This is a genomic window from Streptomyces tuirus (genome assembly GCF_014701095.1).
GTDB classification, from domain to species: Bacteria; Actinomycetota; Actinomycetes; order Streptomycetales; family Streptomycetaceae; genus Streptomyces; species Streptomyces tuirus.
Window position 1 is genome coordinate 980,001 of the sequence record NZ_AP023439.1, and the last position, 13,336, is coordinate 993,336.

A 13,336-nucleotide genomic window follows, 5' to 3' on the forward strand; every position below is an offset into this window, starting at 1 on the left:
TCTTCGTGGAGCCGAGTGAGGATAAGAAGGCCCAGCTCGAGGCCGCCGCCGCCGAGCGGAAGGCTGCGTTGGCGGCCTCTACCGGACCCGGTGCCACCGCTGACGGTCACAAGGTGCCGCTGCTCGCGAACATCGGTGGCCCCGCTGATGTGGAGGCCGCCGTCGAGGCGGGTGCAGAGGGCGTCGGTCTCTTCCGTACCGAGTTCCTCTTCCTGGACGACAGCAAGCAGGCGCCGTCCGAGGAGAAGCAGGTCGCTGCCTACCGGCAGGTGCTCGAGGCGTTCCCCGAGGGGCGCGTCGTGGTGCGCGTGCTGGACGCGGGCGCGGACAAGCCGCTCGCCTTCCTCACGCCCGCGGACGAGCCGAACCCGGCGCTCGGCGTGCGTGGGCTGCGGACGCTGCTCGATCACCCGGACGTCCTGCGCACTCAGCTGACCGCGCTGGCGAAGGCCGCCGAGGGGCTGCCGGTCTACCTCGAGGTCATGGCCCCGATGGTGGCGGACCGGACGGATGCCCGGGCCTTCGCCGACGCCTGCCGTGAGGCTGGGCTGCGGGCGAAGTTCGGCGCGATGGTCGAGATCCCGTCGGCCGCTCTGCGGGCTCGCTCGATCCTCCAGGAGGTCGAGTTCCTGTCGCTGGGGACGAACGACCTCGCCCAGTACACCTTCGCCGCCGACCGTCAAGTGGGTGCCGTCTCCCGTCTGCAGGACCCGTGGCAGCCCGCGCTCCTGGACCTGGTGGAGCTGTCCGCCGAGGCGGCCAAGGCCGAGGGCAAGAGCTGTGGTGTCTGTGGCGAGGCCGCGTCCGACCCGCTGCTCGCGTGTGTGCTGACCGGTCTGGGCGTCACCTCTCTCTCGATGGGTGCCGCGTCGATTCCCTATGTCCGGGCGACGCTGGCGAAGTACACGCTGGCGCAGTGCGAGCGGGCCGCTGCGGCTGCACGGGCGACGGACAGTGCCGAGGACGCGCGCAGCGCGGCGCAGGCGGTGTTGTCGGGCGAGTAGCTCTGGCCTTGCCGCCCACGGCTTCCGGGGAGGGGCGCTCCACTGAGGTGGGGCGCCCCTCCGGTGTTCTCAGTGCTGGTGGCCCTGGGCGGGTTTCTCGTCGCCGAGGTCGGGCGGTGCGCAGTAGTCGACGTTGGATTCCGGGGAGATCAGGTCTCCGGATTCGATGTCGGTGCAGTAGGCGTCGAAGACCTCTCCCGCGGTGAGGGGTTCGAGTCCGTATGCACGCAGGCGCCAGCCATAGACCTGGTCGGGTGTATCCGGGGCGCTCGCGCGGATGACGAGTCCTCCGGGACTTTCGGTGGCCAGGCCGACGGCCAGGACCGTGGTGAACTCGAGGGCCTCGGTCTCGTCCAGTTCCAGGGCGGCTCCGTCGTCGGCGATGTGCAGGGCGGCGATGAGGGTCTCCGGCGGTCCGGTGACGCTGCAGACGAGGTGGCGGTCGCCGGGCGGGGCCGTGTCGAGAATGCGGACGAGGAGGCCCGCGGCTCGGGTGAAGGCGGCTCGTCCGATGTCTTCGCCGCAGGTGGTGCAGGCGCCCAGGCGGGCGAGGAGGGTGGTCGCGTACTCCCAGGTGGCCCGCCGGACGGCCTCGTCGACGAGGGCCGGGACGAGGTCTGCCAGCGGCCGGCCGTCGTAGGGAAGGGTCGGGCCGGTGGCTGCGATCTGCGCGGTGAAGCGGGTGCGGCTCGACGCGTTGTCGGGGTCCAGGCCCTTTTGCCTGCAGAACCCGGCGTATTCCTCGGGGTCGAAGAGGGCCACGGTGGTGTGGCCGCCCTGCAGCGCCCGGGTCCTGAGGAGGGACTCCACCTGTTTCAGGTAGGTCGCGTGGTCGGCGAAGGTGAAGGTGCGGTAGCGCCGCATGGCCCGGAAGTCGTGTTCGTCGGTGAGCAGGCCGATGGTGCCGGCGATCTCGCGGTGCAGGACGCGTCGCATGGTGCGGTTGTCGGTGTGCGCCATTGTTTCCCCCTGTGCACGGTCGATCAATGCTCACTCACAGTAATCGTCGGCACTGACAATCGGTCCGGGTCTGGTGAGCGTGCACGCAATCGCACCATGAAGGCGCAGGTCACAATGGGTGTGCGCGGTGACCTGCGCCCCGAGTCATGGTGACGGGGAGTTGCGCGGCAGGGGTCAGGCGCGCTTGCGGGCCAGGTCCTCGTAGAAGTTCAGCAGGTCGAGGTTGTCGATGGAGCCCGGGTTGACCGCCTTCTCGAGCGGGGTGCCTTGCAGGAGGCGCTTGACGGGCACCTCGATGCGCTTGCCGGTCAGGGTGTGCGGGACGCCGGGTACTTCGATGATCTCGTCGGGGACGTGGCGCGGTGACAACTGTTCCCGGATCGTCTGCTTGATGCGGTTCAGCAGTGCTTCGTCGAGGACGGCGCCGGGGGCCAGGTGGACGAAGAGGGGCATCCAGTAGCCGCCGTCGGGCTGCTCGATGCCGATGACGAGGGACTCCCTGACCTCGGGGAGCCGCTCCACGGCTTCGTAGATGTCGGCCGATCCCATGCGGACGCCCTGGCGGTTGAGCGTGGAGTCGGAGCGGCCGTGGATGACGACCGATCCGCGGGAGGTGAGGGTGATCCAGTCGCCGTGCCGCCATACGCCGGGGTAGGTGTCGAAGTAGCTGTCGTGATAGCGGCTGCCGTCGGGGTCGTTCCAGAAGTGGATGGGCATCGACGGCATGGGGTTGGTGACGACGAGTTCGCCGACCTCGTCGACGAGGGGGTTGCCGCTGGGGTCCCAGGACTGCAGGTCGGTGCCGAGGCACGGGGCCTGGAGCTCGCCTACGTGCACGGGGAGGGTCGGTACGGCTCCGGCGAAGCAGGAGCACACGTCGGTGCCACCGCTGACGGAGGCGATCCACAGGTCGTCGCGGACTTCGTCGTGGAGCCAGCGGAAGCCGTCGGGCGGGAGGGGGGACCCGGTGGTGGCGACGCACTGGACGGAGGACAGGTCGAAGTCGCGGGACGGGTGCACGCCGGCCTTGCGGCACGCCATGACGTAGGCGGCCGAGGTGCCGTAGAGGGTGGCTTTCGTGCGTTCGGCGATCCGCCACTGGGCGCCGGTGTCGGGATAGCCGGGGCTGCCGTCGTAGAGGACGATCGTGGTGCCGGTGAGCAGGCCGGAGACGAGGAAGTTCCACATCATCCAGCCGGTCGAGGTGTACCAGAAGAAGCGGTCCTCGGGGCCGAGGTCGCAGTGCAGGCCGAGTTGTTTGAGGTGCTCGACCAGGATGCCGCCCTGGGACTGGACGATGGCCTTGGGCAGGCCGGTCGTGCCGGAGGAGTAGAGCACCCACAGGGGGTGGTCGAAGGGCACCTGCTCGAAGACGGGCTCGGTGTCGGCCGAGGTGAGGGCCGACCAGTCCAGGGCGCCCTCGGGTGCCTCGGTGCCGAGGAGCGGGATGTGGATCACTGCGCGCAGGGTGGGCAGTTCGCGGCGCAGCTCGGTGACGACGTCGCGCCGGTCGTGCTCCTTGCCGCCGTAGCGGTAGCCGTCGACCGTGAAGAGCACCACCGGTTCGACCTGCTGGAAGCGGTCGAGGACGCTGCGGGCGCCGAAGTCGGGTGCGCAGGACGTCCAGACCGCGCCGACGGCGGCTGTGGCGAGAAGGGCCACCACCGCCTGGGGGACGTTCGGGAGGTAGCCGCTGACGCGATCGCCGGGGCGTACACCGAGGGCGCGCAGTTCGGCGGCCAGGGAGCCGACCTGGCGGCGCAGCTCGGCCCAGGTGACGGGGCGGGGTTCGTGTGTCTCGTCGACGTGCAGGAGCGCCGGTTCGTCCGCGCGGGTGGCGGCCGCGCGCAGGGCGTGTTCGGCGTAGTTGAGAGTGGCTTCGGGGAACCACTGGGCGCCTGGCATCGAGCGGTCGCCGAGCACGCGCGCGTAGGGGTGGGAGAAGCGGACGTCGAACCACTCCGCGACGGCTCTCCAGAAGGTGTCCAGCTCGTCGACGGACCAGCGCTGCAGCGCCGCGTAGCCGCCTTCGGCGGGGGCGCCGTGGTGTTCGGCGGCCCAGGCCTGGAACCTGGTGATCCGTGCGCGGGCGATGCGCTCGGGGTCGGGCTGCCAGAGCGGCTGGAAACTGTCGGTCGACATGGTCGGCTCCCGGACTGTGCGCGTCGTGTGCGTCCTCCGCGCACGGGCTGGGGTGTGCGCGTGAGCGGCTGGCACGGACAATGCCATGTGATCGACTTCGACACCAGGGCGCGCCCCACATAGTCCCTGTCGTGAAGATGTGGTCCTGGCACGGGTGAACGGCAGTTGAACGACACACGTGTGCGGGTCGGTCGGTGGCAGGGTGAGCAGTATGAACGGTCGTGACCTGGTGCGTTCGGTGAAAGCGGTGGCCTCGGTGGGGGCGGCGCAGGGTGTGCGTACCGTACGGGCAGCCTGGCGCAGGCGCCGGGCCGACGCCATCGGACTGCCGGCGCGGGGGCCGGAGCGTGCACGGGTGCCCGGGGCCGTGGAGGACGTGGAGCCGGGGCCGGGAGGCGGTGTGATCCGGTTCAGCCGGTCGGAGCTGCGGATTCTGGTGGCCGTGAACGGGGCCGTGTTCTGGGGCTGGGACGGGGCGGAGCCGGAGCCGTCGTACGCGCTGGCCGGTCGTTGTCCCGAGCCGGATCCTCGGGCGCTCCTGGAGCCGGACAAGGACGGCGGCTGGCGTGTGGTGGCCGAGCGGGTGACGGTGGTGGTCTCGCGGTACGGCGCGGTGGAGGTGCGTACCCCGGGTGGTGTGACCCTGCGGCGTGATCTGCCGCCGCGGTGGTGGGAGCCGGTCGGGGGCGGTCCGGCGCGGTGGATGCAGCGTTCGGAGGTGGGCGCCGACGCACGGTTCTTCGGCCTCGGGGGGCGTGCCTCGGGTCCCCGGCTGCCGGACGGGACGTACCGGCTGTGGAACAGCGATCCCGGCCGTGCCTTCGCGCCCGGGCAGGACCCGCTGTACATCACGATGCCGGTGCAGCTGGTCGTGTCCGACGGCGGTACGCATCTGGCGTTCCACGACAGCTCGTGGGACGGCACGGTGACGCTGCGGGAGGGCGAGGAGGGCGCGGGTTCCGGGCACGACCGGGCCGGGACGAGTGAGCTGCGGATGGACGGCGGGCCACTGCGCTGCTGGGTGATGGTGGGCACCCCCGCGCGCGTGCTGCTCACCTGGGCGTCGCTCACCGGGGCGCCCGCGCTGCCGCCCGCGTGGGCGCTCGGGCACCATCACGCGCGGTGGGGGTTCGGCAGTGAACAGGAGGTGCGGCGGATCGTCGCGGGCTACCTGGAACATGGTCTGCCTCTGGACGCCGTGCACCTGGACATCGACCATCTCGACGCCCATCAGGTGTTCACCGTCGACCAGGACCGCTTCCCCAAGTTGCCCGTGCTGGCCGAGGAACTCCGGCGGGACGGCATCCGGCTGGTGTCGATCGTCGACCCTGCGGTGAAGGCCCTTCCCGGCAACGCGGTGTACGACAGCGGTGTAGCCGGGGAAGCGTTTGTGCGGGATGCCTCGGGAGAGGTCGTGGAGGGGGTCGCATGGCCCGGGGAGGCGGTGTTTCCCGATTTCACGCACGCGCGCGTGCGTGCGTGGTGGGGCGGCCTCTACGAGGAGCGGCTCGCGCAGGGCTTCTCCGGGTTCTGGCACGACATGAACGAGCCCACTTCGTTCACCGCCTTCGGCGAGTCGACACTGCCGCGCTCGGCCCGTCACTCCCTGGAGGGACGCGGCGGTGACCATCGTGAGGCGCACAACGTGTACGCGCTGTGCATGGCCAGGGCCGGCTACGAAGGGCTGCGGAAGCTGGCCCCGGAGGAACGGCCGTTCCTGTTCTCCCGCTCCGGGTGGGCCGGTATGCAGCGCTACGGGGGGACGTGGTCGGGGGACGTGGCCACCGGGTGGCCGGGGCTGCGGGCATCGCTGGCGCTGGTGATGGGGCTCGGGCTGTGCGGCGTCCCGTACTCGGGGCCGGACGTCGGGGGCTTCGACGGGGATCCGTCTCCCGAGCTGTATCTGCGGTGGTTCCAGCTGGGCGCGTATCTGCCGCTGTTCCGGACGCACGCGAGTCTGCGCGCGGGCCGCAGGGAGCCGTGGGAGTTCGGCGACGAGGTGCTGGAGCACGCGCGCGTGGCGCTTGTCGAACGCCGTCGGCTGCTGCCGTACTTCGTGACGCTGGCGCATCTGGCGCGGCGGACCGGCGCGCCCTTCGTGCGGCCGCTGTGGTGGGCGGCGCCGGAGGAGCGGGCGCTGCGCGACTGCGACGACGCCTTCCTGCTGGGCGACAGCCTGCTGGTGGCGCCGGTGCTGGCCCCGGGCGCCGACCGGCGTGCCGTGCGGCTCCCGTGGGGGCGCTGGTACGACACCGCGACAGGGCGGGCGTACGAAGGGCCGGGGCAGGTGCTCGTCGAGGCGCCGCTGGCGCGGATTCCGGTGTTCGCGCGCGCGGGTGCCGTGCTTCCCGTACGCGGGGAGGACGGCGGGCTGGAGCTGGAGGTGTGGGCGCCCGCCCCGGGACGGACCGGGGGCGGGCTGGTCGTGCCGGACGGGGGCGACGGGTGGGACGAGCCGGAGATCGAGCGCTACACCGCTCGGTGGGCGGGCTCCCGGGTGGTCGTCGAGCGGGAGGGCGAGGACGGCGGCGGCGCGCCGTCCTACCCGGTGCGCGTCCGCGGGGCCGCGGAGCGCTGAGCTCAGATGTACCGGCCCTCGAACCAGGCCCGCACGGCCAGAGTGTGCAGGGGAAAGGCGAGTTCTTCTGGCCTGCGCAGGAGGTGCCAGCCCTCTGTCTCGTCCGTGGCGGCGGAGGAGGGCAGGCCCTCGGCCGGGCGCTCCGGGAGGAGGCCGAAGAGCAGCAGGTGTCCGTCGGGAGAGCTCATCGCGTCGGCGAGCCGTACGTCACGGCCGGCCGCGTCGATGCCGGTCTCCTCCCGGAGTTCGCGGATGACGGCCTGCCGCCAGTCCTCCCGGTCGTCGATGTAGCCGCCGGGCAGGGCGATGCCCCCGCGCGCGGGGGTGATGGTTCGGGTGATGACGACCAGGGCGGTGCCCTGGGTGTCGTACACGGGCTGGAGGGCGACCGCGACCGGGAGCGGGTTGCGGTAGGCCACGGCCCCGCACACCGGGCAGGTGCGGGGCCAGCCGGTGACGCCCTCTCCGTAGGGCGCGCCGCAGCTCGAACAGTGGGGGTTCGGCGCGGGGTTGGAAGCGGAGTGCTGAGATTCGGACACGCGCGGACTGTAGCCGATCACGGAGAGGGCACTTCGGGCAGGCTGCTCAGTGAGCGCCGGCGAGGGACTTCCTGGCCACGGGGAAGTCGAAGTACGTGTCCGGATGGGCCTCGGGCTTGAAGGTGTAGTGCCACCACTCCTCCGCCAGGTTCACGAAGCCGAGGCTTTCCAGGGTGCCCTTGAGCAGCAGTCGGTTGGCGCGCTGCCGGCCCTGGATGCGTGGGTCGAGGGTGTGCGAGAGGGTGTGCGAGAGGGTGTCGAAGCAGTCGAAGCCGGTCCCCATGTCGATCGAGTTGTCGGGGAACCGCTCGCCCTTGGGCGCGAAGCAGGGCACCAGGGGCTCTCCGGGGCGGTAGGGCCGGGTCGGCTTCGCCGGGAGCTTGACAAGCGTGACGTCCAGGGTCGAACCACGGCTGTGGCCGGATTTCGCCGCGATGTAGCCGTCGGCGAACAGCCGGGTCTTGTCGACGTTCGGGTAGAACTCACCCTTCATGGCCTCGTCGTCGAGATCCTCGGCCCAGCGGACGAAGTGGTTTACCGCGCGCTGCGGCCGGTAACAGTCGTACACCTTGAGGCTGTAGCCCTGGCGCAGGAGCTGTCGCTGGGCCTTGTGGAGGGCTTCTGCGGCGGGGCGGGTGAGGATGCAGATGGGCTGCCGGTAGCCGTCGATGCGCTCACCCACGAAGTTGTGCGGGGTGACGTAGCGCATCTCCTGGATGATGGTCGGATCCACGCTTCTCAGCGCCACGAAGTCCTTCGGTGCTTTCGGGTCGGTGCCGGCCTGGGCGGTCGTGCCGGGTGCGGTCGATGCCAGGAGGGCGGCGAACGTGGTGATGAGGGCACGCGCCACGGTGGTGAGTCGTGTCATGCCCCTGCGTCTACCAGGACCGGTGACGTCGTGGGAAGGGGCCGCATGCGGAATCGCGAGCGTCCGTTCGTTTCGGGCTCGCGGACTGCCGATCTCCGACCGGCCGTGACACACTCCTGACGTTCCGTCAGATTCTTTCTGCGGGAGGGTGCTGTGGCGCGTGCACGAACACCTGTGGTGACGGGGTGGTTCGCCGGGGAGGGGAATGATTTCCGGCTGCTCGGCACGCGCTGTTCGGCGTGCGCCTCTGTCTTCTTCCCCCGGGAGGACCATCACTGCCGCAACCCCTCCTGCAGGGGCGGCGAGTTGACGGAGGTTCCGCTGTCGCGGCGTGGGCGCGTCTGGTCCTACACGGACAGCCGGTATCCCCCTCCGTCACCCTATGTGACCGATCCGGAACTTTCGTGGGAGCCGTGCGCGTTCATCGCTGTGGAGCTGGAGGCCGAGCGGATGGTGGTGCTGGGGCAGGCGGCTCCCGGGGTCACCGTCGCCGACCTGGCGGTGGGCCTGGAGGTGGAGGTCGTACCCGGTGTGCTCCATGAGGACGCGGAGACGACCTGGATGACATGGCACTGGCGGCCGACGGGGGTGACGGCATGACGGAAGAGGTGGCGGTGCTCGGCGCGGGCATGCACCCATGGGGCAAGTGGGGGCGCAACTTCGTGGAGTACGGCGTCGCAGCGGCCCGGGAGGCGCTCGCCGATGCGGGACTGAAGTGGCGGGACATAGGCGCGATCGTCGGTGCGGACACGGTGCGGGGCGGCTATCCCGGCCATGTCGCCGGGGCCACGTTCGCGAAGGCACTCGGCTGGCAAGGGGCGCGGGTCACCAGCGTGTACGCCGCGTGCGCGTCCGGGGCGCAGGCCATCGACGCCGCGCGGGCCCAGATCCTCGCCGGGCTCGCCGATGTGGTGCTCGTCGTCGGGGCCGATGCCGCCCCCAAGGGGTTCTTCCGCCCCGCGGGCGGGGACCGGCCGGACGATCCCGACTGGCTGCGGTTCCGGATTCTCGGGGCCACCAACCCCGTCTACTTCGGTCTGTACGCCCGCAGACGCATGGCTGAGCACAGTGACACGCCGGACGATTTCGCGCGGGTGAAGGTGAAGAACTCGGCGATGGGAGCGCTGAATCCCCGCGCGCGCTACCGCAGTCGCGTGACCGCCGAGGAGGTCGCCGCCTCCGCCGTGGTCGCCGACCCGTTACGGCTGCTGGACATCTGCGCGACCTCCGACGGCGGCGCGGCGGTCGTGCTCTCGAGCATGGAGTACGCGCGCCGGCACGGGCAGGCGGAGCCGGTGCGGATCCTCGCGGTGTCCACGGTGACCCCGCGCTACCCCAGCACCGTGCTGGACCTGCCGGACATCGCCACGGACTCGGCACGGGCGGTGGAGCCGCCCGGCGAGACGTTTCGCAGATCGATCGCCCGGGCGGCCTACGAGGAGGCGGGCCTCGGACCGGAGGACCTGTCGCTCGCCGAGGTCTACGACCTGTCCACCGCCCTCGAGTTGCAGTGGTACGAGGACCTGGGGCTGTGCGGGGAGGGCGAGGGTGTGAAGCTGCTGAGGGACGGGGCGACGGCGCTGGGAGGGCGTATACCGGTGAATGTCAGCGGCGGACTGGCCTCCTTCGGGGAGGCCGTTCCGGCGCAGGCGATAGCCCAGGTGTGTGAGCTGACCCGGCAGTTGAGGGGCGTGGCGGGTGACCGGCAGGTCCCGGGAGCGCGCGTCGGCATCGCCGCAAACCAGGGGCTGTTCGGGCACGGGTCGGCGGTGATCGCGGTGCGGTGAGCCTCGGTGCCGTGTGGCCGGCGCTGCTCCTGATGCGGGTCGTACGGTCGATCGAGCCGTGAGGAATACGCTGTGTGATCACGCCGAAATGCTGCGTGAACGTCTCATGAACTGGGCTTGGGCGTGCACCGGTGGCGTCAATCATGCTCCCGTGCACTCCTGGACGGACACTCTCCGCTTCGCCTTCCAACCGGTGGTCAATCTGACGACCGGAGCGGTCGCTGGGCTGGAGATACTCGCCCGGCCGGAGACCGGCGACATCCTGGCCGAGGCCCGCCGGGACCCGGAGCTCGACTGCCGGCTGGCGGTGTCGGCGATCCGCGCGGCGGTGCGGAAAGAGACCCTTCTTCCGTTGTTCGTCAACGTGTTCGCCGGGACCCTCAGCGACCTCGGAGGGCTCCCTTCGCTGCACGACGCCGTGCGTGAGGCCGGGCGGCTCCCCTGGGAGGTGACGCTCGACGTCTGCCCGCCGTACACGCATGTGCCGCAGCATTCTCTGCTGGAGGCGGTGGCCGTGCTGCGCGGGCAGGGCTTCCGGATCTGCGCGGACGGTGTCGGGGACGGGGATGTGCCGTTGCGGCTGCTCTCGGACCTCGCGCCCGGCCTGGTCAAGCTGGACGCCTCGGTGCTGGCGCGACCGGCAGTGGTGCGGTCGATGCGGACGCTGTGCGACGAGATGGGGGCGCTCCTGGCCGTGGAGGGGGTGGAGACCGAGGGGCAGTGTGCGGTGGCGCTGGCGGCCGGGGCACAGCTGGCGCAGGGCGAACTCTTCGCGCCACCGGCCCGCCTGCCCGCCGCGGACGTCTACGTACCGCCCCGCTCCCCCGCCGAGGCGCCGGCTCCGGGGTCCGGGCCGTCGGTGCGGGAGTTCGTCCGGCCCGCCGCCCTGCTGCCCGCCACGGCGTCCGCGGGGCAGGTACGAGCCCTGCTGACCGGGTCACCGGATGTGTCCGGGGTGCTGCTCGTGGACGCCAGGGGGGTTCCGGTGCGGTCCGTGCACCGCTCCCGCTTCCTGCTGTCGATGTCGGGGCGCTACGGGCACGCCCTGTACGCCGACCGCCCCGCGGCCAAGCTCGGTGATCCGCCGCGGACGGTGGGTGTCGACGCCACGGCCTGGGAGGTGCTGGACGTGGTGGCGGTCGGCGAGCGGGACCGCACCTCGGACGACGTGGCCGTGGTGGACGAGAACGGACGGTGCGTGGGGGTCGTGCGGCTCGCCGACCTCGTGCGAGCACTGGCCGAGACACGAGTGGAGGAGGCGGCGGGACTCAATCCGCTGACGCGTCTGCCCGGCTCCGACGCGATCACCGGCGAGGTCGACCGCCGGATCGCGGCCGGGCGGGCGTTCGCGTTGAGCTGGCTGGACGTAGACCACTTCAAACAAGTCAACGACGGGGCCGGATTCGCGGCGGGCGACGAGCTGATCAGGGCGGTGGGCCGGGCGCTGCACCAGGCCGCGGCGGACGGCGCGAAGGTGGGGCATATCGGCGGGGACGACTTCCTGGTTCTCGCCGATCCGGACGGCCTCGATCCGCTGGTTGCCTCGGTGCTGGACGCTCCCTGGTCGGCCGGGGGCCGGCCGGTCACGCTGTCGCTCGCGACGGTGCTCTGCGCGCCGGGCAGCGTGAGCGACCACCGGCAGGCCGCGGCCTGCCTGGCCCCGTTGAAGAAGGCGGCGAAGGCGTTGAGCGGGGCGAGTTGGGTGCTGGGCCGGGCGGGCGTGGCGCGCCATGAAACCCGTCGGGGCTCACAACCCACGCCGGAGCCGGTGTATGCGTCTGCGCCCGCGCGTGCCTCTGCCTCTGCGTCTGCGCCTGCGTCTGCCTCTGCGTCTGCGCCTGCGTCTGCGTCTGCGTCTGCGTCTGCGGGGTGCGGTACGGCGGTCGAGAGGGGCGCGCAAGGCGTCTGAGGCGTGTGGGCCGGCCCCTGCAGGGCCGCTCCCTGCTCGACGGTCGTCGTGCGTCTGCGCTCGTCGGCCTTCGGCGGCGTTCGGCAGCCGAGCCGGCGACTGGGGCCCGTGGAGTTGCGACGCTGCCGAGGTCGTGCACGGGGCGGCGGTGACCGGCCGCCGGGGCCGCCATGACCCGCCGCCAGGCCACCTCCGCCGCGGGCCAGAGCCCCGCGGAACTCCTGCGGTTGAGAAACCTCCTGGTCAGGTGGATCCTGGACACTAGCAAGCAAGGAGTCAGGTGCGGCCGGGTTTTCGCCCCTGGCGGAGCCCGGCGGAGGCCGGACACCATCAGCCAAGCCTCGCGCGGCGCACCGCCGGCCGCGCGGGCCCGGACCAGATCTGAACAACGACCCGACCGGGCGCCGCCAGGGCCGAGCAACCGGCCCGTCGGCCCGGCGTGAGCCCGGTGGCCGTCGGATGGCCGCAACCGTTGCGGTCGGCGACCTTGACGCCCTGTGGGTGCCGGTGAACACTTCCGGTGTCAGTCGACATCGCCGTCCAAAGGCGGCGTATTCCGGCACTGCGGCGCATGGATGCGCCTACGCCAAGGCCCATTCCCCCACGGGCGATTCGGCTGCGACGGCACGCTCGTCACGGATGCCGGGCGGGGCGCGGGATCTCCCTGCCTTCGGCTGAAGTAGCCACGGGAAACGCACCCTGCAGGTGAGGACCGGGGCCGATCGTCCCGGGCCTAGGCTGAGGAGCAGCCATGACTAACGGAGACATTTTCGTCGGCGAGATGATAGGCACGGCGATTCTGATTCTCTTCGGTGCCGGCGTGTGTGCCGCCGTCACCCTCAGATTCTCGAAAGCACGGGCCTCCGGGTGGATCGTGATCGCGTTCGGCTGGGGCTTCGGCGTGCTGGCCGGCGCGTACACCGCCGCTCCCCTGTCCGGAGGGGTCATCAACCCCGCAGTCACCTTCGGCCTGGCCGTCGACACCGGCGTGTGGAGCAAGGTCTGGGTGTACCTGCTGGGGCAGATCACCGGCGCCATGATCGGGGCAGTCCTGTGCTACCTCGTGTACTACGCCCAGTTCGCGGCCAATGTGCGGACGACGGGCACCACGGAGGGCACGGCGGACGAACCAGTGCCCACGCTGGGGATTTTCGCGACCATCCCTGAGATCCGGAACCCGATCGCCAACCTGGTCACGGAGATCCTCGCCACCATCGCGCTGGTGTTGCCGATCCTGGCCCTGGTCGGGCAGGACAGGCACGTGGAGGGCGTCGGCATCGGCCTGATTCCCGGGGGCGGCGGCATCTACGGATCCGGTATCGCGATCCTGCTGGTGTCCCTGCTGGTCGTCGGCATCGGCCTGTCCCTGGGTGGTCCCACCGGCTATGCCATCAACCCGGCGCGTGACCTCGGCCCGCGCATCATCCACGCCATCCTGCCGATCCCGAACAAGGGCACGTCCGACTGGGGCTACTCGTGGATCCCCGTCGTCGGACCACTGATCGGCGGCCTGCTCGGTGGCGTCATCTACAACGCAGCCTTCTGAACC

The 13,336-nt window shown here is 71.2% G+C and carries 10 protein-coding genes (1 of these 10 running past the window's edge); 6 read left to right on the plus strand and 4 right to left on the minus strand.

From position 1 onward, the window contains the following. Positions 1 to 1,004: the 3' portion of a phosphoenolpyruvate--protein phosphotransferase gene (gene ptsP, locus IGS69_RS04650; RefSeq protein ID WP_190897243.1), read on the plus strand. The gene continues 667 nt to the left of window position 1, outside the view; only the last 1,004 of its 1,671 coding nucleotides appear in the window; its start codon lies beyond the left edge, outside the window; its stop codon occupies positions 1,002 to 1,004. A gap of 69 nt (positions 1,005 to 1,073) precedes the next feature. On the opposite strand, the gene IGS69_RS04655 is transcribed toward ptsP, so the two are convergent. Next, complete coding sequence (locus tag IGS69_RS04655; RefSeq protein ID WP_190897244.1) at positions 1,074 to 1,964, minus strand: hypothetical protein; 891 nt, start codon at positions 1,962 to 1,964, stop codon at positions 1,074 to 1,076. 174 nt (positions 1,965 to 2,138) lie between these two features. Then, complete coding sequence (locus tag IGS69_RS04660) at positions 2,139 to 4,106, minus strand: acetoacetate--CoA ligase (RefSeq protein WP_190897246.1); 1,968 nt, start codon at positions 4,104 to 4,106, stop codon at positions 2,139 to 2,141. Between the two features lie 211 nt (positions 4,107 to 4,317). Here IGS69_RS04660 and IGS69_RS04665 point away from each other — a divergent pair, with 211 nt between their 5' ends. Then, positions 4,318 to 6,684, plus strand: a complete 2,367-nt coding sequence (locus tag IGS69_RS04665; RefSeq protein WP_190897248.1) for a glycoside hydrolase family 31 protein — start codon at positions 4,318 to 4,320, stop codon at positions 6,682 to 6,684. 2 nt (positions 6,685 to 6,686) lie between these two features. On the opposite strand, the gene IGS69_RS04670 is transcribed toward IGS69_RS04665, so the two are convergent. Both IGS69_RS04670 and IGS69_RS04675 read right to left on the minus strand, forming a co-directional pair. Further along, positions 6,687 to 7,223 (minus strand): NUDIX domain-containing protein, encoded by a 537-nt coding sequence (locus IGS69_RS04670; protein ID WP_190897250.1) that lies wholly within the window; start codon positions 7,221 to 7,223, stop codon positions 6,687 to 6,689. Positions 7,224 to 7,269: 46 nt separating this feature from the next. After that, positions 7,270 to 8,091 carry a M15 family metallopeptidase gene (locus IGS69_RS04675; RefSeq protein ID WP_190897252.1) on the minus strand — a complete coding sequence of 274 codons (822 nt, stop codon included), beginning with the start codon at positions 8,089 to 8,091 and terminating at the stop codon, positions 7,270 to 7,272. 174 nt (positions 8,092 to 8,265) lie between these two features. Between IGS69_RS04675 and IGS69_RS04680 the strand changes: the two genes are divergently transcribed. From IGS69_RS04680 to IGS69_RS04695, 4 genes are all read left to right on the plus strand, one after another. Continuing rightward, on the plus strand, positions 8,266 to 8,691 hold the full coding sequence (locus IGS69_RS04680) for a Zn-ribbon domain-containing OB-fold protein (protein ID WP_190904377.1): 426 nt from the start codon (positions 8,266 to 8,268) through the stop codon (positions 8,689 to 8,691). After that, positions 8,688 to 9,878 (plus strand): lipid-transfer protein, encoded by a 1,191-nt coding sequence (locus IGS69_RS04685; protein ID WP_190897254.1) that lies wholly within the window; start codon positions 8,688 to 8,690, stop codon positions 9,876 to 9,878. The genes IGS69_RS04680 and IGS69_RS04685 overlap by 4 nt, the downstream gene beginning before the upstream one ends. A gap of 151 nt (positions 9,879 to 10,029) precedes the next feature. Further along, positions 10,030 to 11,787: a bifunctional diguanylate cyclase/phosphodiesterase gene (locus IGS69_RS04690; protein ID WP_232543433.1), complete on the plus strand. Its 1,758-nt coding sequence runs from the start codon at positions 10,030 to 10,032 to the stop codon at positions 11,785 to 11,787. A 751-nt stretch (positions 11,788 to 12,538) separates the two neighbouring features. Beyond that, positions 12,539 to 13,333, plus strand: coding sequence for an MIP/aquaporin family protein (locus IGS69_RS04695; RefSeq protein WP_190897255.1), 795 nt, complete (start codon positions 12,539 to 12,541; stop codon positions 13,331 to 13,333). Positions 13,334 to 13,336 lie beyond the last annotated feature (3 nt).